This is a genomic window from Lysinibacillus sp. JNUCC 51, assembly GCF_015999525.1.
In the GTDB taxonomy this organism is placed as follows: domain Bacteria; phylum Bacillota; class Bacilli; order Bacillales_A; family Planococcaceae; genus Lysinibacillus; species Lysinibacillus xylanilyticus.
This window is the reverse complement of the sequence record NZ_CP065545.1, coordinates 1,335,398-1,361,123: the sequence shown is the minus strand read 5'-3', so window position 1 is coordinate 1,361,123 and position 25,726 is coordinate 1,335,398. Positions and strand designations below refer to the sequence as shown.

Below are 25,726 nucleotides of genomic sequence, written 5' to 3'. Positions count from 1 at the left end.
AACTGTTTAGGAGGGCGTTCCCTTGTGTTAGGTCGTCCATTGTAAATGAGGGAGGTGTGATGTATTGTGAATGTAGCGATTATTGGTGCAGGGGCTGTAGGTCAGTTAACAGCAAGTTTTTTAGCTGAGTCTGGTATGTCTGTAACGTTGGTTGCGAGAAGGCAGGGACAAGCAGATGAACTTAACGCGAAGTATTTAACGCGAGTGAATGTTGATGGAGCGAAAACTGTACAAAAAGTTGTTTCAACTACGAAATTAAAGGGGTTACCACAACAAGATTTAATTGTAATTGCTGTTAAGTACGGTCAATTACAAGACCTTTATGGACAATTATCTGCGTTACCAAGTACAGTTTCGTTGTTGTTTATGCAAAATGGTTTAGCGCATTACGAAGAAGCGCTGCGTTTGCCGCAAAAAAATATTGCTTTTTGCTCCGTGTCATTTGGTGCTCAAATGATAGATCAGTCAACCGTGCAACATAGAGGTGTAGGTGTTTGTAAAATTGCGGTAGAGCGAGGGAACAGTGGTGCGTTTAACGATTTGTTACAAGTAAAAAATTCTTTATTTCCAGTTGAATTGGTTGCTAATGCTGAACAAATGTTATTTGAAAAGGCGGTATTTAACTGCTTAATCAATCCATTAACGACTATATTGCAAGTGAGGAATGGTGAGTTAGTAACGAATAAGCAAGCGTTTTTATTAATGCAAACTATCTATCAAGAACTCACGGAAGCTTTTGAAGGCATAGAACAAGCCATACCTTTTTTTAAAGTAATAGAGTTATGTGAAAAAACAGCAAGTAATACATCATCTATGCTAGCGGATCGGATACATGGTAGAAAAAGTGAAATTGACACGATTGTAGGAGTGATACTAAAAAAAGCACTAGCAAATGGTCATGATTTGCCTACTTTACGCACTTTATATCACCAAGTACTTGCGATAGAGGAGAGCGGTGAAAGACGTTGAAAGATTTTTTACATATAATTATAAGTGTCATTATTTTTTGTCCAATCCTCCTTTTTGTAATTGTCTATTTAATTAGTCGGAAGGTTAAAATTCGAGGTACTCATGCTTTTGGAGTGGCATCGGACTTGACAACATTGTGTTTGTTTTTTTCAGTACCACTAGCAATTGGTGTACTATGGAGTGTCAATGTTAGTGCGTTGTTAGTAACATTGGCGATAATGATGGCGATGATTTTTACATATATTGATTGGCGAACGAAAAAAGAAATTGAAGTAAAATCGCTACTTAAGAAAATTTGGCGCTTTCAATTTTTAGTGTTAAGTACGGCGTATATTGTTATTTGTATAGTAGGTGTTATTCAATCTGTTATAGAATATTTACAGGCTGTCTAAGCATTTTCTTTTCATGTTGAAGCCATAAGCGTTAAAATAAAAGCATTAAATATTGTTTTTTATTAATAACTCTATATGTGCAAAAAATTAAATAAAATTCCAATGTACGACAACGTTTGTGTATCTGACAAAAATCGTATTATATTTTTCTGATTCTTGGAATGTTCTGTCTAAGGATATCGGTAAAGGGATTTATTTTATTTCAAGTTTGCTTATGAAGAGTAAGAAGATGATTTAGTGAGTAGAGGAGTTTGTGTTAAATGAAACTGGAGTCAATCCAAGTACCCATAAAAAATCGTTTGCTAGCAGATTATTGGTCGTCGAATACTGCGATCCATGAGTTTTTTGAATATGAATATAACGATAAATCTTTTGAAAAACGAGCGCAATATTTAGATCAGCATGCATATGATCAAAAAGAATTAACAGCCATCATACGTCAATTTATGGAGCCGCTCGGTTTATCAAAGAAAGCTAATGAACATTTGCAGCAACTAGAGCAAGGAGCTGTTGCGGTTGTCGGTGGGCAACAAGCGGGTATCTTAACTGGCCCTCTTTACTCGGTGCATAAGGCGATTTCGGTCATTGCATTAGCGAAAGAGCAAAGTGTAAAACTTCAGCGACCGGTCGTTCCTGTTTTTTGGATAGCTGGTGAAGATCATGATTTAGAGGAAATTAACCATACGTATACAGTGCGTGGTGAAGATATTAAAAAACGTGGTTACGGTGAACGTTCAAGACGTAAAACAATGGCTTCAGAAACAAGTATAAACAAAGAGTCTATGACACAACTAATAAATACGATTGCGAAGGATATAGGTGAAACAGAATTCACTGAAATGCTAATGAAACAATTAGTGGATATTCTTAATAAGAGTGAAACGTTTACGGAATTCTTTGCGCAACTTATGAACCATTTGTTTAAAGATGAAGGTTTATTGATGATTGATGCAGCAGACTTTAAATTCCGCCAATATGAGCGTGAAAAATTTACCCGTATCATTCATAAAAATGAAGAAATTGCTAGAGTGGTGACAGAAAAAGAAGCGGAGCTTGAGCGTGCAGGTTATGGTAATCCTATTTTGGCAACAAACGAAGCGGCCAATTTATTCTATGTAGAAGATGGGGAACGTCATCTTTTAGAAAGAAAAAATCAGCAATTTGTCAATCTAGCTGCAAATATCAAGCTATCTCGTGATGAGGTTTTAAGAATTGCTGAAAAGCATCCTGAGCAGTTAAGTAATAACGTTGTGACGCGTCCACTAATGCAGGAAATGACATTGCCTGTGCTTGCGTTTGTTGGTGGACCAGGGGAGCTTGCATATTGGGCGACATTGAAGGATGCATTTGCGGTATTAGGTTTACAAATGCCTATTTTTGCTCCACGTCTTCATATCACGATTGTCACACGTCATGTAGAACAACTATTACGTGAATATCGTTTAAATGTTGCTGATGTTTGGGATGGGAAAGCGTTACAGCTTAAAGAACAGTTTATTGATGAAATACAGGATACTGAAGCGAAACGACAAATTCAGGTGATGCAACAAGAGCTTTTAGAAAAGTATGGAGCCCTTCAACTTTATTTAGAAGAGCAACATCTATTACTAGATAAAATTCTTGTGAAAAATAAAGAGAATCATTTAAAGCAATTTGAGTATTTACAGCAAAAGGTTGAACAAACTGTTCTTAACAAGCATGAAACGACAATTCGAAAATTTATGACGCTACAAAATGAGTTGTATCCAAATGATGGATTCCAGGAAAGAACTTATAATCCTTATCAATATTTCAATGAGTTTGGACCTATGCTAATTACTGAAATGCTGAAACAAAATTATAGCATTGGCAATCACCACTATTTAATTTATTTATAATTCCAATGTTTGTAACTTTATGCCTAATTTAAGATTTAATATAATGTTGATTTGATGAACGATGACGACTTAAATAGTAAATAGAGAGCTATCCTACTAAGGATAGCTCTTTTTTTATGTCATTTATCATGGATTCGATATTTCGTTAAAGGTCTATTCACACATTGAGTGTTAAAATGTCAAGTTTTTTTTAAAAAAAGTGGAGGAAAGTGGGGCGATGTGGTACATTATTTAATAAAGTGGGGTGAATAGCATGTTCATGGGAGAATATCAACACTCTGTTGATGCGAAAGGACGATTAATCGTGCCCGCGAAATTTCGTGAAGCCTTAGGTGAAACATTTGTTGTGACACGCGGACTTGATAATTGTTTATTTGGCTATCCTATGGATGAATGGCGAAAACTCGAAGAAAAATTAAAGGGATTACCGATGACCAAAAAGGATACACGTGCTTTTGCAAGGTTTTTCTTTTCTGGAGCAACGGAAGTAGAGATTGACAAGCAGGGGCGCATAAATATTCCTTCAACTCTTATGCAGCATGCACATCTTGTGAAAGAATGTATCGTGTTAGGAGTTTCGAATCGAATTGAAATATGGGCGAAAGATGCTTGGGAAACTTACTTTAGTGAGTCGGAACAATCCTTTAATGAAATTGCAGAAAATATGATTGGCTTTGATTTTTAACTTTTTTTAGACACTTAAGTGTCAACTGTATGAAGTTAAGGCCTGAAGGGAGCAAGCGGTATGTTCGATCATACAACCGTGCTATTAAAAGAAACAGTTGATGGGTTGAACATCGATCCTGATGGTGTGTATGTGGACTGTACTCTAGGTGGGGCAGGACACAGTGAATATTTAGTACAACAATTATCTGAAAAAGGGCGTTTAATTTGCTTCGATCAAGATACGACAGCTATTAACAATGCAAAAATTCGATTGGCGCCATATATTGAGCGCGTGACATTTGTCCATTCGAATTTCCGCTATTTAAAAGAAGAGCTATTAGCGCTCGGTATTGAGCAAGTAGATGGCATTTTATATGATTTAGGCGTATCTTCGCCACAGCTAGATACACCAGAACGTGGCTTTAGTTATCACCATGATGCACCTTTAGATATGCGCATGGATCAAACGGCAACACTTACAGCATTTCATGTTGTGAATGAATGGGCATATGAAGATTTAGTACGTATATTTTTCCGTTATGGAGAAGAGAAATTTTCCAAGCAAGTTGCTCGTAAAATCGAAGAGGCACGTAAGGTGGCACCGATTGAAACAACCGGCCAACTTGTAGAACTTATTAAAGAGGGTATTCCAGCAGCGGCTCGCCGTAAAGGTGGACATCCAGCGAAGCGCATATTCCAAGCAATACGAATTGCTGTTAACGATGAGCTAGGCGCGGCAGAGGATTCATTAGTCGATGCGATTGATATGATAAACGTAGGTGGACGCATAAGTGTCATTACGTTCCATTCATTGGAGGACCGCCTATGCAAGACTATTTTTAAAGAAGCATCATCATTACCAGAATTACCACCGAATTTACCTGTGATTCCTAATCACATGAAGCCAACTTTAAAGCTTATCACGAGAAAGCCGATTCTTCCATCAGATGAAGAATTAGCAGTAAACAACCGTGCTCGTTCAGCAAAGCTTAGAGTGGTGGAGAAAATTAACGACAAAGGGCGTGAGTAAATGGCAGCAGTTCGTGTAAGGCAGCACCAGCAACAACAAGTGCAACAACCGATAACACCCCCTAGTCCACAACCCACTATCATCCGTCGTAAAAAAACGAACCAGAAGTTTGAAAAAACAATGCTAATTGTTTTAGTTAGCATTGTTGCTGTATTATCGGTACTAGTTTTGAATAAACAAGCAGCAATTCAAACGACAAGCATGGACATTCAAAAAATCGAAACTGAAGCAGAAGAGATTACTAAAAAGAATGTTGACTTGACAGTTCGTGTAAGTGAACTTTCTACATACGATAACATATGGAAAAAAGCTAAAGAACTCGGTTTAACTCAAAATGAGAAAAATGTAAAGGTAGTGCCGGGAGAATGAAAAAAAAGAGATTTCGATTCCAATGGGGAGCCTTTCTATTATTAATTTTTTATGGAGGGCTCTTTTTTCTATTGTTCTCAAGAATGTTTATGTTACAGGTGACAGGTGAAGTGGAAGGACAAGAGCTTGCGGCAAGAGCAGCTGCGAAATATAGCAAAGAAAGTGCAATAACAGCAAACCGTGGGAAAATTTACGATACAAATGGACATGTCATCGCTGAGGATACACTTAGTTATCGACTAATCGCAGTCGTCAATGAAAAAGCCACAACCGATGCAAAAAAACCTCGACATGTAGTAAATGCTGAAAAAACTGCAAAAATATTAGCAGAATATATTCCAATGGACGAAGAGAAAATCTATAAGCAGCTTACTAGAGTAAATGATAAGGGCGAAAAGCCTTATCAAGTTGAATTTGGAAGTGCGGGTCGTGGAATAAGTCATGAGACTATGAGTAAAATCAAAGCAGAGAAATTACCAGGGGTTTTATTTGTAAACGATTTAAAACGTTATTATCCAAATGGTATATTCGCCTCGCATTTAATTGGTTTCGCACTAAAAGAGGATAATAAGGATGGTACGTTCACGACAAAAGGAAAGATGGGTCTTGAGCTTACTTATAACAAAGAACTAACCGGTAAAGACGGTAAGGTTGAATATGAGACAGATGCTTTCAGTTATTTATTGCCTAATAGTGAAAAAATGGTGACACCTGCGAAAGATGGTGATGACATTTATTTAACACTAGATAAAACAATTCAAAGCTTTTTAGAGGAATCGATGACAATGGTTGAAAAGGAATATAACCCAGAATCGATGACAGCTATTGTGGCGGATCCGAAAACTGGTAAAATCCTAGCGATGTCTCAGCGACCTACGTTTAATCCTGATACACGTGATGGCAATAATATGAAATGGCTAAATGAGGCTATTGAAGAGACGATTGAACCAGGTTCGACGATGAAAACGTTCACGCTTGCTTCTGCTATTGATTCAGGGGTTTGGGATCCAAATAAGACCTATCCGTCAGGTCAATACAGAGTCCATGATCGTGTAATTAATGATTACAATAAAGTTGGTTGGGGTTATATTACTTATTTACAAGGCTTCCAACGTTCATCCAATACTGCAATGGCGCATTTATTAAAGCTTATTGGTGAGGATGTCTTTTTTGACTATTTAGATCGATTTGGGTTTGGTAAAAAAACAGGTATTGATTTACCAAATGAAGCGACAGGTACACTTTTATCGAATTATCCAGTAGAAAGAGTGACAACAACGTTCGGTCAAGGTTCTACGGTAACGCCGATTCAGTTAATTCAAGCATTAACAGCGATTGCAAATAAAGGGAAGATGATGCAACCGTATGTGATAGATCGTATCGTTGATCCTTTGACAGGAAAAACGATTAAAAAGCATGAGCCGGTTGTTAAGGGACAACCAGTTTCAGCTGACACGGCGAAACAAGTAAAAGAAATCCTTGCATCTACGTTAACAGCTGAGCTAGGTACGGCGACGGACTTTGTTCTTGATGATTATGAAGTTGCAGGGAAAACAGGTACTGCCCAAATTCCACTTGGAAATGGTAAATATTCATGGGGATCAAATGAATTCCTGTATTCTTTCTTAGGAATGGCTCCTGTTGATAACCCTCAGCTCATTATGTATGTCTCAGTAAAAAGGCCAAAGTTAAAAGGGGATGCTGGTTCTATACCAGTTTCAAAAGTATTTAACCCAGTTATGTTAAATAGTTTAAAGTATTTAAACGTTAATCCTGAAGATGTAAAGCATGTTGACAATACATCAATACAAGATTACACAGGTCAAAGTGCTGAGGCTATACAAGTAGAGCTTGCGAATGATGGCTTAAAGCCAGTGATTGTTGGTAGTGGGGGTAAAATTATTGACCAATATCCAAAAGGTCCACAAAAACTCGTTAAAGGTAACTTCGTGTTTTTAAAGACAGAGGGTGATGTAACACTGCCGGACTTCACAAATTGGTCGTTACGTAATGTACTTGCTTTTAAGTCAATGGCAAATTTAGAAATTGAAGCTGTAGGAGAAGGCTTTGTAGCTAGTCAAAGTGTCTCGGCAGGTACCGTGATTTCAGATAGTTCACCAATTGTCGTGAAGCTTAAAACGCCAGCTGAAAGCTTTAAGCAAGATGTAGAGACCCCACCCGAGGGTGAAATAACTGAATAAAAGCCCACTTTATTTCATACGTTGTAAAAAACAAGGTGTGATGTCGAATGAAGTGGATTTCTATCCATTCCAAAAAGCGATTGCGTATTTTATACGTATTGTTTATGTTTGTAGCTGTTGCGATTATTGTTAGGCTAGTCTTCTTGCAAGTATTAGATCAAAAGGACCTGACAAAGAAAGCCGAAGAGAATTGGGACCGAGAAATTCCTTTTGCCAATGAGCGAGGGCACATTACTGACCGTAAGGGGAAAAATATTGTCACAAATAAGCTTGCGCCAACTTTATATTTTATGCCTTCGCAAAGTAAAGATATTGAAGGCGCAGCGGCGAAAATTGCACAAGTTTTGGAAGTAGATGAGAAAAAGCTTTTGGAAAAAATGAAGAAAAAAGCATACTTAGTAAAGCTGGCACCTGAAGGAAAAAATATTCCCTATGAAAAAGCAGTGGAGTTACAAGGTATGCAAATTGAAGGATTATATAGTGGTGTCGATTATTCAAGGGATTATCCATACGGTACCCTACTCTCTCGTTTTTTAGGTTTCACGGGCTATGATTCTCAAGGTTTAGCGGGGATTGAATATGAATACGATAAGCTGTTACAGGCTAATTCTTCGGCAATACGGATTTTTACAGATGCGAAAGGGAATAATTTACCGAACGTAAAGAGTGCCTGGAAGGCTGGTGAAGATGGTGCAACGGTTGAGCTAACGATAGATGTAGATGTACAACAGGTCGTTGAACGTGAATTGTCACAGGCTATGGAGCGTTACGATGCTGACCAAGCAATGGCGATTGCCATGAATCCAAACAATGGCGAAATCTTAGCGTTAGCTTCATTTCCTACCTTCAATCCAGCAGCATATCAAACGGTAGAGCCTGCTATCTACAATCGGAATTTACCAGTTTGGATGACGTATGAGCCAGGGTCAACGTTCAAAATTATAACTCTTAGTGCTGCTTTAGAAGAAAATGTAGTGGATTTAGAGAAGGATACTTTTTATGATCCAGGCTATTCAATGGTTGCTGGAGCAAGGTTGCGTTGTTGGAAGCGTGAAGGTCATGGCTCTGAAACCTTCCTTGAAGTTGTAGAAAATTCTTGTAACCCAGGCTTTATTGAATTAGGTCAGCGAATAGGTAATGAAAAACTACTACAGTATGTTAAAGATTTTGGTTTTGGTAAAAAAACAGGGTCTAATATCGCTGGCGAAGCTTCTGGGATATTATTTTCCAAAGATTCTTTTGGACCTGTTGAGCAGGCCACAACTTCATTTGGCCAAGGTGTTTCCGTTACACCAATTCAACAAGTGCAAGCAGTAGCCGCAGCAGTAAATGGGGGCAAGCTTTATACGCCATATGTTGTGAAGAGAATTCTTAATCCTAATTCTGGAGAAGTTATAGAAGAGACTAAACCGGAAGTTAAAAAACAGGTTATTCGTGAGGAGACGTCTGCAAAGGTCCGAGGTGCATTAGAATCTGTTGTAGCGAAGGGCTCAGGGCGTCAAGCTTATCGAGATGGATTACGGATTGGCGGCAAAACAGGTACAGCACAAAAGGTAGAGAATAGCCGTTATAAAGAAGGCGAATATATCGTATCGTTTATTGGCTTTGCACCTGCGGATAATCCGCAAATTGTCGTTTATGTAGCAGTAGATAACCCGAAAAAGGCAACGCAGTTTGGCGGTGTGGTCGCAGCTCCAATCGTTGGTCAAATTATTGAAGATGTTGCACCTTTTGTTGGCATTGAAAAATCGAAAGAACAGCTTGAAAAGGATTATCGTTGGGGTGACCCAATCACTGTGAAGGTACCAAGTTTTATTGGTCAAACGAAGGATGATATTGCCAAGCAACAATATCCATTCCGTATTGAATGGCATGGAGAAGGAAATAAAATTGGCAATCAACTGCCTGAAGTGGATAGTGTTATCAAACAAGATGGCACCATTCATCTTTATTTAGAAAACTAATATAACTTTACCTTTAAAAAATGGGAAAGAACCACTATTATTATGAAGGGTAGTAATAAATACATGAAAGTTTGTGCTTTTTTCTTTAAGAAGAAAGTGAAACAAGATTTAAAGGAGATTTTTCAATGAAACTCGCAACAACGCTTACCATTTTAGCTATTGCTTTTATAGTAACAGTTATCCTGGCACCAATTTGTATTCCACTTCTTCGCCGATTAAAGTTCGGTCAAAGTATTCGTGAAGAGGGACCACAATCCCATATGAAAAAAGCTGGTACACCAACAATGGGCGGCATTATTTTCTTACTTGCCATTATCCTCACTACTGTTGGTGTAGGTAGCTTTTTAGATTTATTTACAACACAAACCGTCGTACTGTTATTGGTATTAGTAGGGTTTGGGTTAATCGGTTTGTTAGATGATAGCTTAAAGGTTGTTTTTAAACGTAATTTAGGACTAACATCACTGCAAAAGCTTATCGGTCAAATTGTCATTGCAGTCTTGGCTTATTTCTTACTACATGTAGGATCTTTTGATACAACTCTTGCTATACCATTTACAGATTGGACGATTGAACTTGGTAATTTCTATATAGCCTTTTTAATTTTCTGGTTAGTTGGCTTCTCGAATGCAGTGAACTTAACAGATGGACTAGATGGGCTTGTGGCAGGTACTGCATCTATTGCCTTTGCTGCATTCGGTGTTATTGCTCTGTTCCAAGATCAATCTGATATCGCCTTATTTACATTTGCGGTAACAGGTGCATTATTAGGATTTTTACTTTTTAATGCGAATCCTGCAAAGGTATTTATGGGAGATACGGGTTCACTAGCATTAGGTGGAGCTTTAGCCATGGTTTCTGTTTTAGAAAAAGCAGAATTCCTACTGTTATTAATTGGATTGGTTTTTGTTATTGAAACATTATCCGTTATTTTACAGGTAGGTAGCTTCAAACTTCGTAAAAAACGTATTTTTAAAATGAGTCCTATACATCATCATTTTGAATTATCAGGTTGGTCAGAATGGAAGGTAGTACTTGTCTTTTGGTCAACTGCTTTAGCAGTAGCATTGATTGCAGTTTTATCGGAGGCGTTCTTATGAGAAACATTTCAGATTTACAACATAAAAAAGTCCTTGTTTTAGGTTTAGCTAAAAGTGGAGTGGCTGCAGCTGAGATTTTACATGAGCTTGGCGCCTTTGTGACGGTCAATGATTCCAAACCATTTGATGAAAGCCCAGATGCGCAAGGTCTATTGCAAAAGGGAATTACAGTTATTTGTGGCCGTCACCCAGAGGATTTACTAGATGAAGGCTTTGAATTAGTAGTGAAAAATCCAGGGATTCCTTATAGCAACAAAATAGTAGCAGATGCAATAAGTCGTGGAATCCCTGTATGGACAGAAATTGAGCTTGCCTATTTAATTAGTGAAGCTCCATTTATCGGTATTACGGGGTCAAATGGTAAAACAACTACGACAACAGTGATTTTCGACATGCTGAATAACGGTGGTTTAAAACCGTTAATTGCAGGGAATATAGGAACAGTTGCATGTGGTGTTGCAAAAGAGGCACAAAAGGATAATGTAATTGTTACAGAGTTATCGTCTTTCCAATTAATGGGTACAGAAACTTTTAAGCCGAAAATAGCTATATTAACAAATCTTTATGATGCGCATCTAGACTATCATGGAACATTTGACAACTATGCAGAGGCAAAGTTTGGTGTTACACGTAATCAAGATGAAAGCGATTATTTTATTTATAATGCTGATCAGCCGATTGTTGTTGGCTATGCAACAAAATCAAAGGCTAAAAAGGTACCATTTAGTTCTAAGGGACGTACGGATGAAGGAATTAGTGCTGATGAAACAACAATTTACTGGCAAGGTGAGCCGTATCTAGATCGAGCAAATATCGCTTTGCCTGGTAAACATAACTTAGAAAATATTTTAGCAGCTGTCGCAGCTTGTATTTTAGTCGGCTGTGACAAAGCTAAAATGGAAGAAGTATTAGCGAAATTTGGGGGAGTTCGTCACCGTACTCAGTTCGTGCGTGAATGGAACGGACGCAAGATTTACAATGACTCAAAAGCAACAAACTGCTTAGCTACAAAAAGTGCTTTAGATGCATTCCAAGCACCTGTTATTTTACTTGCAGGTGGTTTAGATCGTGGACATTCGTTTGAAGAATTACGTCCATGTATGGGCCATGTAAAAGGTGTTGTTGCCTTTGGAGAAACAGGACTTCGCTTTGTAGAATTTGCGAAATCGTGTGGAGTACAACAAACTGTCATTGCACAAAATGTTGAGGATGCAGTACATTATGCAGCGCCGATGTCGGCAGAAGGCGATGTTATTCTATTATCTCCAGCATGTGCAAGCTGGGATCAATATGACAGCTTTGAAATACGAGGCGATGTTTTTATTGATGCTGTAATGAAGCTGTAATGAGTCTGTAACTATTTTAGAATATACTTGACTTGGAAGGATGGCAATACTGAGAGGGAAAGAAAGCTATTTATTGCTCGTCACAACATTGATGCTTTCTATAATCGGCATTATTTTCGTCTATTCTGCAGGTACCTATTGGAGTGCCGTTCATTATAGTGGAAAAATGCCGTTTTATATGAAGCAAAGTTTATACTTTGCCGTAGCCATTGTAGTGTTTTTAATCACTATTCGATTAAATATTTTGAAAGAGCAGTCCTTTTGGAAAATGGCCTATATATTTTCGTTAATTTTACTAGTCCTTGTGCTTATACCAGGAATTGGACTTGTACGAAATGGTTCTCAAAGTTGGATTGGCGTAGGTCCTTTAACAATTCAGCCAGCAGAGCTAACGAAAATTACAGTCATTGTATATATGAGCCATATTTTAGCGCAGCATAAAACAGGTACGTCGATCATTAATTGGCGGCATGGTTTGATCTTGTTATTGCCTGTTGTACTTATTATGCTACAGCCTGATTTTGGTTCAGTTTTTATTCTAGTTGTTTCTGTGTTTTTATTGTTTTTTGTGGCAGGGTATCCTTTAAAGCTTTATGCGGTGTTTATGATTGCTGGGATTGCCGGGTTAGTAGGCTTGATTATCACAGCGCCATACCGACTAAAGCGGATTGAGGCATTTATTGATCCGTGGGTTGATCCTTTAGGTAGTGGGTTTCAGGCTGTGCAATCGTTAATGGCTATTGGTCCTGCTGGGATTTTCGGGCATGGTTTTGGACAAAGTAGGCAAAAGTTTTTATATTTACCTGAACCACAAAATGACTTTATTTACGCAATAATTCTTGAAGAGGTTGGATTGCTTGGTGGACTTGTTATTTTAGCACTTTTCGTACTGGCGATTTATGCAGGCTATAAATTTGCAGTGCGAGCAAAAACGAGAACATCATATTATGCGATCATTGGACTTGTAACAATGCTAACTGTACAAGCGTTTCTAAATATAGCAGTAGTGATTGGCTTAGTTCCTGTAACAGGTGTCACATTACCTTTTATTAGCTATGGAGGAACATCTTTAGTAACAATGTGGCTAATAATAGGTATTATTTATCAATTAGCGAAATAAATATAAAGGAGGAGTACTTTTTTGGAGAAAGTAATCGACATAGAAGATCGCATACCTACGCTTAAAAAGCGACGAAAAAAGCGTACAAATCGCAAATTTATAGTGCTAATATTACTTTTCTTTATTGTGTTAGCAGTACTCCTTTATTTTCAATCTCCTTACAGTAAAATCAACAACATAACAGTCAACGGTGCTCGATTAGCAGAAGATCAATATTATTTGAAGGCAAGTACTCTTGCAGCTGGAAAGTCGATGTGGGGATTTAAATCAGAAGATGTAGAGAAATTATTGCTAAAGGATAAATGGGTGAAAGAAGCAAATGTTAAACGTAATTGGCCTCAAGGCGTGACAATAGAAATTGAAGAATGGAAAAAGGTTGCGTACTTAGCTGGTGACGGTACTTATTATCCATTGCTTGAAAATGGCAAGCGCTTTGAACAAGCTGGGGATGATATCCCGATTGATGCACCTGTATTTATCGGCATAACTGGCGAAAAGACAATTAAGAAGCTTGTTAAGCAATTGGCAAAATTAAACCCTGAAGTATTAGCATTAATTTCTCAAGTCAATACAAACAGTAATGAGACAAATCCTAATGCAATCAGGCTCTATATGAACGACGGCTATGAAGTTCGGGCTGTTATTCAAACCTTAGCCGAGAAGCTAAATCATTACCCCTCACTTGTAGCACAAATTCCAAATTTGGAGAAGGGGGTTATCGACTTAGAGGTCGGTTCGTATTATCGTCCTTTCAATAATGAGTACAACCAAGCAAATATTGATTTAGATCAAGATGCGGCCAACCAGGAAGTGAAAAATGATGAACAAAAAGAATAGCAAAGAAAATTTTCTTTCAAGAAAACAATTTCAGTTGCTTATTGTTTGTGTGACTATGGGGTTTATCATTGGCTATTCCTACAACCAGGCAAAAGATAATCGAGATGCAGGTTCGACTAATAAAGAGCTTTTAGAGCAAGAGGATTCTTATCGTGAGGAGTTAATTGCGCAGCAAGAGCGCAATAAAGAATTATCAGAAGAGGCAAATGCTTTGCAAGAAAAAATTCGCAAGTATGAAAAATCATTTGTCGGTAGCAAAAAGGATTATACAAAGCTTGTTGAAGAGGCAGAGGATTTACGCTTATTGTTAGGCGATTTAAATGCAGAAGGAAAAGGGATACGTATTACCCTTCAAGATGGTGATTACGATCCGAAATCCGCTAATCCTAATGATTATATTGTGCATGAAAGCCATATTTTTAAATTACTCAATGAGCTTAAAATTTCTGGTGCGCAAGCAATTGCTATTAATGGTCAACGTGTTTTGGCGAATTCTTATATACGCTGTAATGGACCAGTCATCACTATTGATGGTAAGCAACATCCAGCTCCATTCGTCGTCGAAGCTGTAGGGGATTCAGCAACATTAATAGCTGCCTTAAACTTAAATGGTGGCGTTGTGGATCAATTATTAAACGACAATATTGTTGTATCATTAGAAGAAGATCAAAAGCTTACAATGCCAAAAGCGAAAGTAGAAAGTTAAACGATTTCTTGTTAATATTTACAGATTAAATTTGGTTATAGCCTCTAGGTAGCTTATAGATATTAGCATATATTTAAGGCGTAAATCTGTGAGGGGTTACGATACGTCTAGGAGGGGCTATTTTGAAAAAAAATATGTTTACCCGAATAACGATCGTGCTATTTATTATCGGTTTGATGATAGCGGTACAATACAATACCATAAAGCAACCAGCTGAGCGAGATACACGAGATATTTGGGCCATAAGAGAGGAATTAGCAGAAGAGAAGCAAAGGCATTCCGCATTATTAGCAGAAATTCGCTCACTTAATGAAGTAGTGGGTCGCTATGAGCAATCTGAGAAAGCAAATTTACAGTCGGCATTAAATGAAACGTTGAATCGTTTAAAACTACAGGCCGGGCTAACGGAAGTTACAGGTCCAGGAGTTATACTTCGAGTTGAACCAGCACCTGAATTAGTTGAAATGGGGTATGAAATCAAAGAAATTTCGCCTGATTTACTAACCCAATTACTAAATGCTTTGTTTAAAAACAATGCAGCGAGTGTCTCTTTAGATGGAAATCGCGTTGTTCAGACAACAGCTATTCGAGACATAAATGGAAAGACTACAGTGAACAGTGTACCACTGTCCTCACCACCCTTTGAAATTTATGTTGGGACAAGCTCTTATAAAGAAGCTCAAAAAATGTACAACTCGTTACAAGCATCTACATTTATCGATTCCTTTTATTTGGATAACTATAATTTAATAATAGAGGAACCAACTGAGCATTTAACAATCCCAGCATTTGATCAGCCATTGACAAATGATTATTTAACAGAGGTGGAAAAAGGAGAATAATATATGTGGCTACCATTTTTAGGTTTGGTATTTGGACTTGCCCTTGGCTTGTTAACAAATATACAAATACCCTCTATATATGAAAATTATCTGTCAATAGCTGTTTTAGCAGCTTTAGATACATTATTTGGCGGAATTCGTGCTCAATTACAGCAAGTATATGATGATAAAGTATTTGTTTCAGGATTCTTTTTTAATATAGCTTTGGCAGCAGGTTTAGCCTTTTTAGGTGTGTATTTAGGGATAGATTTGTATTTAGCAGCCATTTTCGCTTTCGGAGTACGTTTGTTCCAAAATATAGCAATAATTAGGCGTATTATACTAACTCGGTTAGATGAGAAACGTCGCGAAAGGAACAAAAATTCCATAGAATGAGAGAAAATTGGGCAAAATACTCGATTTGCTTAGACATTATGCCGAATTTACAATAGAATGAGAATAAGAGCATTTTTTCAAGGAGGTGCAGCTAATTGAATCAGCAAGATTTATATATTTCTCTTGATATAGGATCATCCTCTATCAAGGTATTAATAGGCGAAATGAGCGACGGCCAATTACATGTAATTGGAGTCGGAAATGTAAAATCGAATGGAGTTCGAAAAGGTGCAATTGTTGATATTGATGCAACAGTTCAATCGATTCGAAAAGCAATAGATCAAGCTGAACGAATGACAGGATATCAAATTAATGAAGTCGTTTTAGGTGTTCCTGCTAACCAGACGATGTTACAGCTAGTTAAAGGTGTTGTCGCTGTAAACAGTGAAAATAGAGAAATTACAGATGATGATTTAGATAGAGTGGTAGAATCTGCACAAGTCATGTCAATACCACCTGAACGAGAATTAGTAAATATTATTCCAAGACAATTTATTGTTGATAATTTAGATGAAATCAAAGATCCACGAGGTATGATTGGTATTCGTTTAGAAATGGATGCCACAATGATTACAACTTCCAAAACACTTTTACACAATGTTTTACGCTGTGTAGAACGTGCAGGTCTAAGTATTCGAGAAATCTATTTACAACCATTAGCAGCAGGTTTTTTTGCATTAACAGAGGATGAAAAAAACCAAGGTACCGCTTTCATCGATTTAGGAGGCGGTTCAACTACTATCACAGTATTCGAAGAGGGAATGCTAACACATACGGGTGTCATTCCAGTTGGTGGCGATCATATCACTAAAGATATTTCAATCGTTTTAAAAACACCAACAGAACAGGCAGAACAAATTAAACATCAATTTGGACATGCCTTTTATGATGACGCATCAGATGATGAACTCTTCGAAGTACCAGTTGTAGGGACAGATTCAACAGATCAATACAGCCAGCGCTTTATATCAGAAATAATTGGCGCTCGTTTGGAAGAATTATTTGAGTTAGTCATCGACGAGTTAGCCCGTCTAGGTGTTAGAGATTTACCAGGCGGTGTTGTTTTGACAGGAGGCGTTGCAAAGCTAGAGGGTATTGCTCAACTGGCACGCCAGATTCTGCAAACACGTGTTAGAATATATACACCTGACTATATTGGCGTTAGAGAGCCTTCATTTACGACGGCAGTTGGACTTATTCGTTACGCCTATTTAGAAGATGATTTTTATGGAAAAAGCACTAATACGCAGCCTATTGAATATGCAGCTGTAGGATCTCCTGCAGCCTCGCCTAAAAAGCAAGAATATGCGGCACCTTCAGAATCAAAAGGAAGCGTAATCGGAAGAGCAAAAAAATTATTTGATAAATTTTTTGATTAACTTGAATGCGTAATGAATGATACAGAGTCGAGTTACCGTGGGAGGAAAAAGAAATGTTAGAATTTGATACAAGTGTTGATCAACTTGCAGTAATAAAAGTCATTGGTGTTGGTGGCGGCGGTAACAACGCTGTCAATCGAATGATAGAACATGGTGTACAAGGTGTTGACTTTATCGCAGTAAACACGGATGCACAGGCGTTAAATTTATCGAAAGCAGAAATAAAGCTACAAATTGGTACAAAACTTACACGTGGATTAGGTGCAGGTGCAAATCCTGAAGTAGGGAAAAAAGCTGCAGAAGAGAGCCGTGAACAATTAGAAGAGGTTCTACGTGGTGCAGATATGGTATTCGTTACAGCTGGAATGGGCGGAGGCACTGGTACTGGTGCAGCACCAGTAATCGCGCAAATTGCTCGTGATTTAGGAGCTCTTACAGTGGGTGTTGTAACGCGTCCATTTACGTTTGAAGGTCGCAAACGACAAACACAAGCTATCGGTGGTATTGGTGGCATGAAGGAGTCTGTTGATACTTTAATCGTCATTCCAAACGACAAGCTATTACAAATTGTCGATAAATCTACGCCAATGCTAGAAGCATTCCGTGAAGCAGATAATGTTTTACGACAAGGTGTACAAGGTATTTCAGATTTAATTGCAACGCCAGGTCTTATTAACTTAGACTTTGCAGACGTAAAAACAATTATGTCTAACAAAGGTTCAGCGTTAATGGGTATCGGTATTGCTACAGGTGAAAACCGTGCAGCAGAAGCAGCTAAGAAAGCTATTTCAAGTCCTTTACTTGAATCATCAATTGATGGCGCTAAAGGTGTCCTTATGAATATTACTGGTGGCTCAAACCTTAGCCTTTTTGAAGTACAAGAGGCTGCAGATATTGTAGCATCAGCTTCAGATGAAGAAGTAAATATGATATTCGGTTCTGTTATTAACGAAAATCTAAAAGATGAAATTATTGTTACTGTAATTGCGACTGGTTTCTCAGAGGAAGCTTTACAGCAACAACGTAATGCTACACGACCAACGTTAAATACAAATAGACAAGCTGCACAGCAACAGCAAGCTCCGATTCGTGAGCAACGTCAAGATGTGCATGTACAACAAGAACAACCACGTCAAAATCAACAAAATTATGTACAGGATGACATGCTTGAGGTACCAGCATTTTTACGTAACCGTAAAAATCGCGGATAATCAGCATCCAACCTTCTAGAAAGCTCGTATTTTACATTATGTGAAATACGAGCTTTTTATGTTGTAGAAAAACTATTACTTTATGAATGTTGTAGCGCTTTATATGAGGATTTTCATTGATTTACCCTTGACCATTTTCAACGTCTTAAAAATTTATTATGTTCAAATGTGTAAGGAAAAGATGTATTTTGTCAAAACATTTTAATAAAATGATGCGATTGTTTGACAATATTTGTGGGAGTAACATGCTAACTTTGTATGTAGGAGGCGGCTGTTATGTATGGAGAATGGCTGGTGCTCATTAATACACTTTTTAATCTAGCGATACTCAAGTTTACAGCAAAAGTAACAGGGGTTTTTGTAAAGAACACGAGATTATTAATGAGTTCTATTTGTAGTAGTTTTGTAGCTGTAATTGGTGGACAAATGCTGTGGACGACGCTACTAAGCTTTATCTTACTAATCGGACTAGCTTTTCGTTTCAAGATTCGAAGCTTTCAAAAGCAAGGACCGATAGTTTTAACAGCAACAATCATTATCGGTGGATTATTAACAGCATTACAACCGTATTTAAAGAATCTTTCCGTTGTCCATTTTATTATTATTTGCCTACTATTAGCTGTTGGTAATCTAGTTGCTTTTTATAAGCAATGGGGATTTGTAAAGCTTGAGCGGTTAAGTGGTCAGTTTGTGTTTGAAACGACATTAAAAATTTTTAATGTAAAGATACCTCTTTCTGCATTTGTAGATACGGGAAATCAAGCGATTGAGCCACTATCAGGAAAACCTGTTCACTTTGTCTCTTATTCAGCATTACGTCCACATTTACCTGCAGCATTTTGCAAATCATTATTAGAATGGCAAGAAACCGATCCGTATAATGTATCCATGTTTTCAGAAGATTATCAGCGTTACATTCGATTTATTCATGTTAATACAGTACAACAGCAATCGGTTGTATTAGGTTTTCGCTTTGAAGAGTGGCATATCAAAGGGGAGCACTCACAAGTGAAAACAAATGAATATATCGTTTTAACAAAAAAAGCTAAAAATTTTCCACATAGCACAGCAGCAATTTTACATTTTTCAGCGCTTTCAAATAACTCATAGAGGGGGAGAACTATTGCTTCTTAGGCTACTTGCTAGCTTGAAAAAATTTTGGAGTAAGTTTCGGAGTCGTGAAACGTACTATATAGGGGGAAATGATTCATTGCCAGTGCCACTAAGTCGAGAAGAAGAAGTTACAGTCATTGCATCCTTTATGAATGGTGATTTACGAGCTAGAGATACACTAATTGAACGTAATTTACGTCTTGTTGTTTATATTGCTAGACGTTTTGATAATACGGGTACACCGATTGAGGATTTAATAAGTATTGGCTCTATCGGTTTAATAAAGGCGATTGAAACGTTCAATACAGATAAAAATATTAAGCTTGCCACATACGCGTCTCGTTGTATTGAAAATGAGATTTTGATGCATTTACGTAAAACAAGTCGCATGAAGGGTGAAGTTTCATTAGACGAACCATTAAACTCCGATGCTGATGGAAACGAGTTGTTATTGTCTGATATTTTAGGAACTGAAGAGCATATTATTTTAGACAATGTAGAGAAGAAAATTGAGCGTCAACATATGTTTCATGCCATTAATTTACTAGGTGCGCGTGAACGATATATTATGGAATGTCGTTTTGGTCTCAATGGGAAAATTGAAATGACTCAAAAAGAAGTTGCTGATCATTTAGGAATTTCGCAATCATATATTTCCCGATTAGAGAAGAAAATTATTCAAGATTTACGTGAAAATCTGAATCAGCCAATATCTTAGAGAGGGAAATTCCCCCTACCTAAAATTGGTCGTAGCTTTTGTGCATATTCTCGTTTCTCTCGGACAAACTGATGTAACGGTTTAGTCAGAGAATAACATCCGGAGGAATCGAATATGCGAACTAAAGTAGATCTTTGCGGCTTAGATACATCGACTTTGCCAATTTTAAAGCACGAGGAAATGAAGGAATTATTCATTCGTTTACAAGCTGGAGAAACTGAGATTAGGGAAGAGCTTGTAATGTGCAATTTAAGGTTAGTGCTTAGTATTGTCGGTAGATTTGCCTACAGGGGTGAGCAGGCAGATGATTTATTTCAGGTAGGCTGTATTGGCCTCATGAAAGCCATTGATCATTTTGATTTGAAGCATAATGTACGATTTTCAACATACGCTGTACCGATGATCATTGGTGAAATTCGTCGCCATCTGCGTGATCATCATGCATTACGCGTTTCTCGTTCTCTAAGAGATATTGCGTATAAGGCGATGCAGGCAAAAGAGCAATGGATAACCGATAATTTACGAGAACCAACGATTGAAGAAATTGCTGAAATGATTGATATGAAAAAGGAAGATGTTTTATTTGCTTTAGATGCCATTCAAGACCCAGTTTCCTTACAGGAACCCATTTATTCGGACGGTGGAGACGCTGTTTATATGATGGACCAATTACGTGATGATGATGTATCGGAAGATCAATGGGTGGCCTACGTGTCAGTAAAGGAAAGTTTGCAAAAGTTAGATGATCGTCAACAAATGATTGTTGCAAAGCGTTTTTATTACGGTGAGACACAAACTGAAATTGCAAAAGAATTGGGGATTTCTCAAGCGCAAATTTCACGTCTAGAAAAAAATGCAATTGAAACAATGCAGAAAGATTATAAGTAAAAACCAATGCGCACCGAATTCTCGGTGCGCATTTTAATTTTGTCAATGAATAAGAAAGTATGTGTGAAAAATTCAGAAGTTGGGTGATAAAACGCGAAAGTTAGTCGATAAAATTCAGAAGTTGGGTGATAAAACGCGAAAGTTAGTCGATAAAATTCAGAAGTTGGGTGATAAAACGTGAAAGTTAGTCGATAAAATTCAAAAGTTGGTCGATAATTCCTGGAAGCCTTCTGATAAAACTAAAAATTTGTATGTTATTTTGTGGCGTGAATCAGTTGATTGGAGTGGAGACTAGGCAACTCCTTGGGGATTCAGCGATAGATAGAGCATCACATCCTGTGATAACGCCTTTGTGACCAACATCGGTGCTGTTGCTGTCGCTTCGTTGCACTACGCTTTAGCACAGAATGAATCCCTTTTGCTGCCGCTTCGCTTTCGTGCAAAAAACATCTGTTGGCCCAAGCGGTTCGTCGGACGCCCCCAGGAAGCTTTGCTCTGTGCGAAAGCGAAGCGTCAGCGACAAAGCGAGTAGCCTGGAACGGAAATTACCTCTTTTTTTGCCAAAGAGAGATTCCTTGATCATTTCATTTTCATTTAAACAACAATAAACACATAAATATAAAGAGAAAACATAGTTTGTTGAGATAAAACGATGTTGAGAGTAATTGATTTAGTTAGGGAGGGATAAAATGCGTTTCTCAATGTTACAGCAAAAAGAAGTTATTGAAGCAGGCAATGGACGCTTTTTAGGATTTGTTGTAGATGCAGAGGTATCCAAAGAAACAGGCTATGTAACGGCTTTTATGATTGCAGAGCCTCGTAAATATCTAGGCTTTTTTCGCGGAGAAGAATCTGTTAGAAAAGTGTATATGAAAGATGTACTTGTAGTTGGAAAAGATGTAATCTTAGTGAAAGCATTATCCTAAAGAGCAAAATTTCTATGCATATAAAAAATTAAGCAATTTTAAGCGTTGGGAGGGTAAAATGTACTTTCACATAGGTCAGGCTATTCATTGATAATTCAAGCATTGCTTGTTACAATAAAAGAAACTATTGTTGTAAAGTTGGGAAAAACAGTGACAAAAATCATAACAAATTTAAAGAAAATTAATGATCTTATACAAACAGCAAAAAAACATGCAAATCGTGAAACAGAGAAAGTTCAAATTATTGCAGTGACAAAAGAAGTTTCTGTAGAAAGAACACAAGAAGCAATTGATGCAGGGCTTATGCATTTAGGAGAGAACCGCCCTGAAGGTTTAAATTGTAAAGTTGACGCGATTCAAGCTGATGTACATTGGCATTATATCGGGTCTTTACAAACACGTAAGGTAAAACAAGTTATTAACAGTATTGATTATTTACATTCATTAGATCGCTTGAGTTTAGCACAAGAAATTGAAAAAAGAGCAGACAAACCTGTCAAATGTTTTGTACAAGTTAATGTCTCAGGCGAAGAAGCGAAACATGGTTTATCGATTGAAGAAGTTCTGCCTTTTATTGAATCAATAAAGGATTTCACAAAAATTCAAGTTGTTGGTTTAATGACGATGGCACCAAATACAGATGAGGATACAATTATTCGCTCTGTTTTTAAGCAATTAAAACAATGTCAACAGCAAATAGCCGAGCAAGGATTCGCGCATGCACCTTGTACCGAGTTATCAATGGGCATGTCTAATGACTTTGAAATTGCGGTAGAAGAAGGGGCTACATTTGTTCGAGTTGGAACGGCTCTTGTTGGAAATGAAAGAGGGGAACAGGATGAGCATGAAAAATAAAATTAAAAATTTCTTTTATCTTGAGGAAGAATTAGAAGAAGAAATCACGCAAGCTCCTATTCAACAGCAACAACCCGTACAACAACAGCAACAGATTCAATCAGTAAAGCCTAAAAAAGTTATGAAAGAGCGTAAGGCACCTGTTCAGGAAATTTTTCCGCAGAGTACAACACCTACAAACAACATTGTAAGTTTACAAGCAGCAATGAATTCCAAAGGTGCAAAAGTTGTATTAGTTGAACCTAGAGTTTATGCCGAAGCACAGGACATTGCTGAACACTTGAAAAATAAGCGTGCAACAATCGTCAACTTACAGCGTATTGAGCGAGAGCAAGGTGTAAGGATTATTGATTTTTTAAGTGGCACAGTTTATGCACTTGCCGGTGATATTCAAAGAATCGGAAAAGACATTTTCCTATGCACACCTGAAAATGTAGAAGTGTCTGGCGAAATTTCGAATTTTATTTTAGACGATAATTAATAGCGAGGATTGTAGTTTATATGACTTTTTATTTAATCTTGAAGTATGTGTCAATAGCATTTTATGTCTACTCACTAATGTTAGTCGCATATGTTTTAATGTCTTGGGTGCCAGCTGTTCAAAACTCATCAATTGGACGTTTATTAGCAAAAGTATGCGAACCTTATCTTGCCATCTTTAGAAAATTCATCCCGCCAATTGGCATGATTGATATTTCACCTATTGTAGCAATATTCCTGCTTAATTATATTCAAAAAGGGCTTTTTATTGTTATATTAAAAATATACGAGATGTTTGCTTAAAAGAAATCCTCACGAACGGTGGGGATTTTTTATTTATGGGGAATACTATTTAACAAAGATAGTTGGTTAACGATTTAGTGATGATTCTCGAAGTTCTCCTATCCCCGTATAAATGGTACTGCTTGCGTATAATGTGAAGTCAAGTACATATTGAATAAAAAAAACTGAGATAACGTTTGCTATGTATATAAGTTGATTGGTCTCGGACGCCCCCTGGATGCTTTGTTTTGTGCGAAAGCAAAGCGACAGCATAAAGCCTCCAACCGGAACAGAAATCAACACACGTTATAGTTATGAGCCTATTTAAAAAAATCCTGAAAATACCAATGAAATTGAACTAGTAAAAGAGAGATAATAGAGGTGAAGTTATATGGAGCATTTAATACAGCATTTTAGAAAAGATGAGCAGCCTTTTATTGAACAGGTTGTGGGCTGGCAGCATGAGGTAGAGGATCGATATGCTCCAAAGCTTACTGATTTTCTGGATCCTCGACAGCGCTTTATTGTTGCATCGATAATTGGACAGAATGACACATTAAAAACAGCTAGTGCCGGGCTCTTTGATGATGCAGAAAGACAACGCATGCTGGTTTATCCTACTTATTATGAGCCTATGGAGGAAGATTTTCAGCTTACAATATTTACGATTCAATATCCTGTGAAATTTGTCCAATTACGTCATCCAGATGTCCTTGGAGCTTTGTTATCTTTAGGTTTGGATCGTGCCAAATTCGGTGATATTCGTGTCAATGACCATCAAGTACAATTTGTAGTAGCGAATGAGGTAGCGGAATATGTACGCTTACATTTAACAGGCATCGGTAAAGTAAAGGTACATGTAGAATCGATTAAAGAAACGGAACCATTGCTACAAAACGAGGATGAGTGGCTAGAAGAATCTCATACTGTTTCATCTATGCGTTTAGATGTGATTATCTCAACGGTTTTAAAGATTTCTCGTCAGAAGGCACAAGCATTAATTACAGGTAAAAAGGTACGTGTCAATTGGACTGAACGGGATTCAGTTGCTTTTGAATTACAAGAAGGAGATATTTTATCTGTACGTGGAAGCGGTCGAATAAAAATTATGATGACTGAAGGTCGTACAAAAAAAGATAAAATTCGTTTGCAAATCGGTCGATTGGCCCAAAAAAGCTAAAAACCAAGTAAATTTCATTAATTTTTACTGCTAAGTTGTTGGAACAATTGTATAATAGAAAGTACGAATGTACATGTAAAGGAGAGAAGGATCGTATGCCATTATCACCTATTGATATACATAATAAGGAGTTTACTAAATCTTTCAGGGGCTATGCTGAAGATGAAGTAAATGAATTTTTAGATCAAATTATTAAAGACTATGAAATTTTGTTACGTGAAAAAAAGGAAGTAGACAGACAACTAGAAATTTCCTTAGAACAAGCGAGACATTTTAACTCATTAGAGGAAACATTACAAAAATCAATTGTTGTTGCACAAGAAGCGGCTGATGAAGTACGTAGAAATTCTCAAAAAGAGGCTAAACTCATTGTAAAGGAAGCAGAAAAAAATGCTGATCGTATTATCAATGAGGCTTTAACAAAAGCTCGAAAAGTAACAATAGAAATTGATGAGCTGAAAAAGCAATCTAAAGTATTCCGTAATCGTTTTAAAATGCTTGTAGAGGCACAACTGGATTTACTAAATGCAGACGATTGGGACCATTTGTTACAATATGATATTGACCTTACTGAAATTCAAGCATCTGTTGAAGAAGCACAGGAAGCCGATCAAGTTTAATCGCTTTTATAGACATGAGCACGCAATAAGTGAAACTTGACGTGATTGTATGATTTTCATATACTAATGTAATAGTAATTATTTTGAACACATATGCAAAACAGGCGGAGACGAAGACAGTATTTGTTAGGCGTAGTTAAGCGATTTGGGGATAGTGTGAGCCCGAACAAGCAAATAACAATGAACATCACTTCTGAGCTAGAATAACTGAATGCAGTAAGTTATTTCGTGATGCACAACGTTAACGTGCTTTAAGAGTGGTAGTGCAATTTTGTGCTAC

Annotated in this window: 26 protein-coding genes and 1 other annotated feature (1 of these 27 only partly in view); all 26 genes read left to right on the top strand. The window is 37.4% G+C overall.

The window, feature by feature from the left end:
* Positions 1-66: 66 nt before the first annotated feature.
* A complete protein-coding gene (locus JNUCC51_RS06910; protein ID WP_337991379.1) occupies positions 67-969 on the top strand; it encodes a ketopantoate reductase family protein in 903 nt (300 codons plus the stop codon).
* Positions 966-1,361 (top strand): DUF3397 domain-containing protein, encoded by a 396-nt coding sequence (locus tag JNUCC51_RS06905; protein ID WP_337991378.1) that lies wholly within the window; start codon positions 966-968, stop codon positions 1,359-1,361. Before JNUCC51_RS06910 ends, JNUCC51_RS06905 begins: the two co-directional genes overlap by 4 nt.
* Positions 1,362-1,621: 260 nt before the next feature.
* On the top strand, positions 1,622-3,238 hold the full coding sequence (gene bshC, locus JNUCC51_RS06900; protein WP_337991377.1) for a bacillithiol biosynthesis cysteine-adding enzyme BshC: 1,617 nt from the start codon (positions 1,622-1,624) through the stop codon (positions 3,236-3,238).
* 253 nt (positions 3,239-3,491) lie between these two features.
* On the top strand, positions 3,492-3,923 hold the full coding sequence (mraZ, locus tag JNUCC51_RS06895) for a division/cell wall cluster transcriptional repressor MraZ (RefSeq protein ID WP_049668334.1): 432 nt from the start codon (positions 3,492-3,494) through the stop codon (positions 3,921-3,923).
* Between the two features lie 60 nt (positions 3,924-3,983).
* Positions 3,984-4,934 (top strand): 16S rRNA (cytosine(1402)-N(4))-methyltransferase RsmH, encoded by a 951-nt coding sequence (gene rsmH, locus JNUCC51_RS06890; protein WP_337991376.1) that lies wholly within the window; start codon positions 3,984-3,986, stop codon positions 4,932-4,934.
* Positions 4,935-5,303, top strand: coding sequence for a cell division protein FtsL (gene ftsL2 / locus JNUCC51_RS06885; protein ID WP_337991375.1), 369 nt, complete (start codon positions 4,935-4,937; stop codon positions 5,301-5,303).
* Positions 5,300-7,504, top strand: a complete 2,205-nt coding sequence (locus tag JNUCC51_RS06880; RefSeq protein ID WP_337991374.1) for a penicillin-binding protein — start codon at positions 5,300-5,302, stop codon at positions 7,502-7,504. Before ftsL2 ends, JNUCC51_RS06880 begins: the two co-directional genes overlap by 4 nt.
* Positions 7,505-7,551: 47 nt before the next feature.
* Complete coding sequence (locus JNUCC51_RS06875; protein WP_337991373.1) at positions 7,552-9,468, top strand: stage V sporulation protein D; 1,917 nt, start codon at positions 7,552-7,554, stop codon at positions 9,466-9,468.
* A gap of 125 nt (positions 9,469-9,593) precedes the next feature.
* Positions 9,594-10,568, top strand: a complete 975-nt coding sequence (gene mraY, locus JNUCC51_RS06870) for a phospho-N-acetylmuramoyl-pentapeptide-transferase (RefSeq protein WP_100544031.1) — start codon at positions 9,594-9,596, stop codon at positions 10,566-10,568.
* Positions 10,565-11,914, top strand: a complete 1,350-nt coding sequence (gene murD, locus JNUCC51_RS06865) for a UDP-N-acetylmuramoyl-L-alanine--D-glutamate ligase (protein ID WP_328010718.1) — start codon at positions 10,565-10,567, stop codon at positions 11,912-11,914. The genes mraY and murD overlap by 4 nt, the downstream gene beginning before the upstream one ends.
* A gap of 40 nt (positions 11,915-11,954) precedes the next feature.
* The gene (locus JNUCC51_RS06860) at positions 11,955-13,034 is read left to right on the top strand and encodes an FtsW/RodA/SpoVE family cell cycle protein (RefSeq protein WP_337991372.1); all 1,080 of its coding nucleotides are present in this window, start codon (positions 11,955-11,957) and stop codon (positions 13,032-13,034) included.
* A gap of 21 nt (positions 13,035-13,055) precedes the next feature.
* Positions 13,056-13,871 carry a cell division protein FtsQ/DivIB gene (locus tag JNUCC51_RS06855; protein WP_337991371.1) on the top strand — a complete coding sequence of 272 codons (816 nt, stop codon included), beginning with the start codon at positions 13,056-13,058 and terminating at the stop codon, positions 13,869-13,871.
* Entirely contained in the window at positions 13,852-14,577 is a 726-nt protein-coding gene (locus JNUCC51_RS06850) for a DUF881 domain-containing protein (RefSeq protein WP_337991370.1), read from the top strand. Before JNUCC51_RS06855 ends, JNUCC51_RS06850 begins: the two co-directional genes overlap by 20 nt.
* 122 nt (positions 14,578-14,699) lie before the next feature.
* Entirely contained in the window at positions 14,700-15,419 is a 720-nt protein-coding gene (locus JNUCC51_RS06845) for a DUF881 domain-containing protein (protein WP_337991369.1), read from the top strand.
* Between the two features lie 3 nt (positions 15,420-15,422).
* Complete coding sequence (locus JNUCC51_RS06840) at positions 15,423-15,794, top strand: small basic family protein (RefSeq protein WP_337991368.1); 372 nt, start codon at positions 15,423-15,425, stop codon at positions 15,792-15,794.
* A gap of 95 nt (positions 15,795-15,889) precedes the next feature.
* Positions 15,890-17,173, top strand: coding sequence for a cell division protein FtsA (gene ftsA / locus JNUCC51_RS06835; RefSeq protein ID WP_337991367.1), 1,284 nt, complete (start codon positions 15,890-15,892; stop codon positions 17,171-17,173).
* Between the two features lie 53 nt (positions 17,174-17,226).
* Positions 17,227-18,384, top strand: a complete 1,158-nt coding sequence (gene ftsZ, locus JNUCC51_RS06830; protein ID WP_337991366.1) for a cell division protein FtsZ — start codon at positions 17,227-17,229, stop codon at positions 18,382-18,384.
* A 276-nt stretch (positions 18,385-18,660) separates the two neighbouring features.
* Complete coding sequence (locus tag JNUCC51_RS06825) at positions 18,661-19,494, top strand: sigma-E processing peptidase SpoIIGA (protein WP_337991365.1); 834 nt, start codon at positions 18,661-18,663, stop codon at positions 19,492-19,494.
* Between the two features lie 13 nt (positions 19,495-19,507).
* Entirely contained in the window at positions 19,508-20,215 is a 708-nt protein-coding gene (gene sigE, locus JNUCC51_RS06820) for an RNA polymerase sporulation sigma factor SigE (RefSeq protein ID WP_049668349.1), read from the top strand.
* 114 nt (positions 20,216-20,329) lie between these two features.
* Complete coding sequence (gene sigG, locus JNUCC51_RS06815; RefSeq protein WP_049668350.1) at positions 20,330-21,103, top strand: RNA polymerase sporulation sigma factor SigG; 774 nt, start codon at positions 20,330-20,332, stop codon at positions 21,101-21,103.
* Between the two features lie 689 nt (positions 21,104-21,792).
* Positions 21,793-22,029: a PRC-barrel domain-containing protein gene (locus tag JNUCC51_RS06810; RefSeq protein WP_049668351.1), complete on the top strand. Its 237-nt coding sequence runs from the start codon at positions 21,793-21,795 to the stop codon at positions 22,027-22,029.
* Positions 22,030-22,179: 150 nt separating this feature from the next.
* Positions 22,180-22,884, top strand: coding sequence for a YggS family pyridoxal phosphate-dependent enzyme (locus JNUCC51_RS06805; RefSeq protein WP_443136977.1), 705 nt, complete (start codon positions 22,180-22,182; stop codon positions 22,882-22,884).
* Positions 22,868-23,365 (top strand): cell division protein SepF, encoded by a 498-nt coding sequence (locus JNUCC51_RS06800; RefSeq protein ID WP_134019084.1) that lies wholly within the window; start codon positions 22,868-22,870, stop codon positions 23,363-23,365. The genes JNUCC51_RS06805 and JNUCC51_RS06800 overlap by 17 nt, the downstream gene beginning before the upstream one ends.
* A 20-nt stretch (positions 23,366-23,385) precedes the next feature.
* A complete protein-coding gene (locus tag JNUCC51_RS06795; RefSeq protein ID WP_049668353.1) occupies positions 23,386-23,667 on the top strand; it encodes a YggT family protein in 282 nt (93 codons plus the stop codon).
* Between the two features lie 370 nt (positions 23,668-24,037).
* Entirely contained in the window at positions 24,038-24,826 is a 789-nt protein-coding gene (locus JNUCC51_RS06790) for a YlmH family RNA-binding protein (RefSeq protein WP_337991364.1), read from the top strand.
* 95 nt (positions 24,827-24,921) lie between these two features.
* Positions 24,922-25,446 (top strand): DivIVA domain-containing protein, encoded by a 525-nt coding sequence (locus JNUCC51_RS06785; RefSeq protein ID WP_132357526.1) that lies wholly within the window; start codon positions 24,922-24,924, stop codon positions 25,444-25,446.
* A 98-nt stretch (positions 25,447-25,544) separates the two neighbouring features.
* Positions 25,545-25,726: a binding site (T-box leader), on the top strand (it continues 41 nt past the right edge of the window).

Bases quoted from the DNA above. Each gene is read 5' to 3' on its own strand.
- sigG (WP_049668350.1), top strand. From the start codon at position 20,330: ATGCGAACTAAAGTAGATCTTTGCGGCTTAGATACATCGACTTTGCCA.
- mraY (WP_100544031.1), top strand. From the start codon at position 9,594: ATGAAACTCGCAACAACGCTTACCATTTTAGCTATTGCTTTTATAGTA.
- murD (WP_328010718.1), top strand. From the start codon at position 10,565: ATGAGAAACATTTCAGATTTACAACATAAAAAAGTCCTTGTTTTAGGT.
- JNUCC51_RS06800 (WP_134019084.1), top strand. From the start codon at position 22,868: ATGAGCATGAAAAATAAAATTAAAAATTTCTTTTATCTTGAGGAAGAA.
- JNUCC51_RS06785 (WP_132357526.1), top strand. From the start codon at position 24,922: ATGCCATTATCACCTATTGATATACATAATAAGGAGTTTACTAAATCT.
- ftsZ (WP_337991366.1), top strand. From the start codon at position 17,227: ATGTTAGAATTTGATACAAGTGTTGATCAACTTGCAGTAATAAAAGTC.
- JNUCC51_RS06875 (WP_337991373.1), top strand. From the start codon at position 7,552: ATGAAGTGGATTTCTATCCATTCCAAAAAGCGATTGCGTATTTTATAC.
- JNUCC51_RS06795 (WP_049668353.1), top strand. From the start codon at position 23,386: ATGACTTTTTATTTAATCTTGAAGTATGTGTCAATAGCATTTTATGTC.
- JNUCC51_RS06825 (WP_337991365.1), top strand. From the start codon at position 18,661: ATGTATGGAGAATGGCTGGTGCTCATTAATACACTTTTTAATCTAGCG.
- JNUCC51_RS06840 (WP_337991368.1), top strand. From the start codon at position 15,423: ATGTGGCTACCATTTTTAGGTTTGGTATTTGGACTTGCCCTTGGCTTG.
- JNUCC51_RS06810 (WP_049668351.1), top strand. From the start codon at position 21,793: ATGCGTTTCTCAATGTTACAGCAAAAAGAAGTTATTGAAGCAGGCAAT.
- ftsL2 (WP_337991375.1), top strand. From the start codon at position 4,935: ATGGCAGCAGTTCGTGTAAGGCAGCACCAGCAACAACAAGTGCAACAA.
- bshC (WP_337991377.1), top strand. From the start codon at position 1,622: ATGAAACTGGAGTCAATCCAAGTACCCATAAAAAATCGTTTGCTAGCA.
- mraZ (WP_049668334.1), top strand. From the start codon at position 3,492: ATGTTCATGGGAGAATATCAACACTCTGTTGATGCGAAAGGACGATTA.
- JNUCC51_RS06880 (WP_337991374.1), top strand. From the start codon at position 5,300: ATGAAAAAAAAGAGATTTCGATTCCAATGGGGAGCCTTTCTATTATTA.
- JNUCC51_RS06790 (WP_337991364.1), top strand. From the start codon at position 24,038: ATGGAGCATTTAATACAGCATTTTAGAAAAGATGAGCAGCCTTTTATT.
- JNUCC51_RS06850 (WP_337991370.1), top strand. From the start codon at position 13,852: ATGATGAACAAAAAGAATAGCAAAGAAAATTTTCTTTCAAGAAAACAA.
- rsmH (WP_337991376.1), top strand. From the start codon at position 3,984: ATGTTCGATCATACAACCGTGCTATTAAAAGAAACAGTTGATGGGTTG.
- JNUCC51_RS06860 (WP_337991372.1), top strand. From the start codon at position 11,955: ATGGCAATACTGAGAGGGAAAGAAAGCTATTTATTGCTCGTCACAACA.